The following is a 2,064-nucleotide window of genomic DNA, read 5'->3' on the forward strand; positions in this document are numbered from 1 at the left end:
GGCTAAGTTGACGTCGAAGCCGAAAGTTCAAGTCGAAGTCGACTGCTGAAGCTGGAAGCCAAGTCAAAGATGGCGGAGTTGATGCCGAAGCCGAAAGTTCAAGTCGAAGTCGACTGCTGAAGCTGGCGCAAAACTGATAATGAGAATCATTATCACTTATCGCTGTAATTAAAGGCCAATAAACAATAAAAGTCGAATTTGCTCACAGAATCGCAAAAAATTCAACGCTAGTGAGCAGATTCACAGATACAAATGGGTTTCAAGGGATTAATTGGCAAAGCTAAAATCAAATGTATACTGTACCCTATACGGTGGACACTTTGAGTTTCGGGAACCCCAATTATGGACAACCCATTTTGAGTATCCCTCTAATTTAGACAGGGGAAAATACATACCCATAAAAATGGACATAAGGTGAGATTCCTACTTTCCTCAATGGTGAAATCATGGTACTCTTAAGTTACAAGAAAGGAACAGTGAAAGACCATGACAATAAACAAATTTACAGAAGAGGAAATCTCACTTTTATCAGAAAACCAGTACACTATGGTGGTAACAAGAAACACAATATCTTTTACGACAGCATTTAAGGAGTTGTTTTGGAAAGATTATTCCGCCGGTATGAACGAATCACAGATAGTCAAAAAATATGGTTATGATCCTGAGATTCTCGGGGAAAGTCGCTTGTATGGATTGAGGTATACTATTAAGAAGGCTGCACTTGAGGGACGGCCTTTCAGCAACATTGTCAGACCCCTATCAGCAACAGAAAAGGTAAATACAAGTAGAGATGGTTCCCAAGTGGCCCTTAAACGATTAGAGCAGAAAATGGCTTATCTTGAGCAAGAAATGGAGTATTTAAAAAAAATTTCTATAGCAAGAATTTCAAAGAAGTAGGTGCGATAATAATGAAGACTTCATCTACAACATTTGAAATCATAGAAAACTGCCTTAAAGACGTAAACAATGCAGTAACCGTCAGCACCATGTGTGAAATGGCTGGTGTATCAAGGAGTGGATACTATGCTTGGTTAAAGGCAGCACAACAACGTGAAGCAAGAGAGTTGCAAGATAGAAAGGACTTTGAAATCATCATTAGGGCTTACAAGAAAAGTGGCTATGCGAAAGGTGCTCAAAGTATCTATATGGATTTAATTCATATGGAACCACCGGTAGTAATGAACCTAAAAAAAATTCGTCGCTTGATGAAAAAGTATAACCTTGTGTGCCCGATACGCAAAAAGAACCCTTACAAGCAGTTAGCGAGAGATTTAAAGACTAATATGGTTGCTGATAACCTGCTTAAGCGAGAGTTTGAAGCCTATGGCCCGAGAGTTGTGCTACTTACAGATATCACCTACATTCCATATAACGGAACTTTTGCATATTTATCAACCATAATAGATGCATTTACAAAACAGATTCTATCCTATGTAATTAGCGGATCTCTAAAGGTAGACTTCGTACTAGAAACAGTAGAACAACTTATTGATAATCATGGCATATCAATGTATGAGGAAACGATTATTCATAGTGACCAAGGCTGTCATTATACAAGCAATAGCTTCCAAAACATAGTGAAAAACAAATGCTTACGGCAGTCAATGTCAAGACGAGGGAACTGTTGGGATAATGCCCCACAAGAAAGCTTTTTCGGGCATATGAAGGATCATATAGGAAAAAAACTAGAATCAATTGATGCCTATGAAAACGTGAAAATGCTCATTGATGACTATATTGAGTATTACAATAATGATCGTTATCAGTGGCATTTAGCAAAGCTATCTCCAAACGAGTTTTATAGCTTCTGTGTTACAGGGATTTATCCGCTTGATATTACAAATGCCCCTGAAGCACCAACAATATACAAGGATCGTAAGGAGCTTGGAAAAATTGATGAACAATAAATTATAACCAAATGAAAAGAGTACCTGGTGGAAGGTATGTCTAAATAAATGGGCACTATTTTATTAAATGTCTAAGGTATAGGGTATCCAATTTTGACTGTCTAAAAATATGGATTCCCGAAACTAAAATTGTCCTTGACATGGGGTACAGTTTAAT

At 37.7% G+C, this 2,064-nt stretch carries 2 protein-coding genes; both read left to right on the plus strand.

Going from position 1 to position 2,064, the window contains the following annotated elements:
• The first annotated feature begins 486 nt into the window (after positions 1 to 486).
• Positions 487 to 897 carry an HTH domain-containing protein gene (locus tag RRY75_RS14155; RefSeq protein WP_332717422.1) on the plus strand — a complete coding sequence of 137 codons (411 nt, stop codon included), beginning with the start codon at positions 487 to 489 and terminating at the stop codon, positions 895 to 897.
• An 11-nt stretch (positions 898 to 908) separates the two neighbouring features.
• Entirely contained in the window at positions 909 to 1,907 is a 999-nt protein-coding gene (locus RRY75_RS14160; protein ID WP_332717425.1) for an IS3 family transposase, read from the plus strand.
• Positions 1,908 to 2,064 lie beyond the last annotated feature (157 nt).

This window comes from Niameybacter sp., assembly GCF_036655075.1.
Lineage (GTDB): Bacteria > Bacillota > Clostridia > Lachnospirales > Cellulosilyticaceae > Holtiella.

Excerpts from the sequence above, each read along its gene's own strand:
- RRY75_RS14155 (WP_332717422.1), top strand. The coding sequence starts at position 487 with ATGACAATAAACAAATTTACAGAAGAGGAAATCTCACTTTTATCAGAA.
- RRY75_RS14160 (WP_332717425.1), top strand. The coding sequence starts at position 909 with ATGAAGACTTCATCTACAACATTTGAAATCATAGAAAACTGCCTTAAA.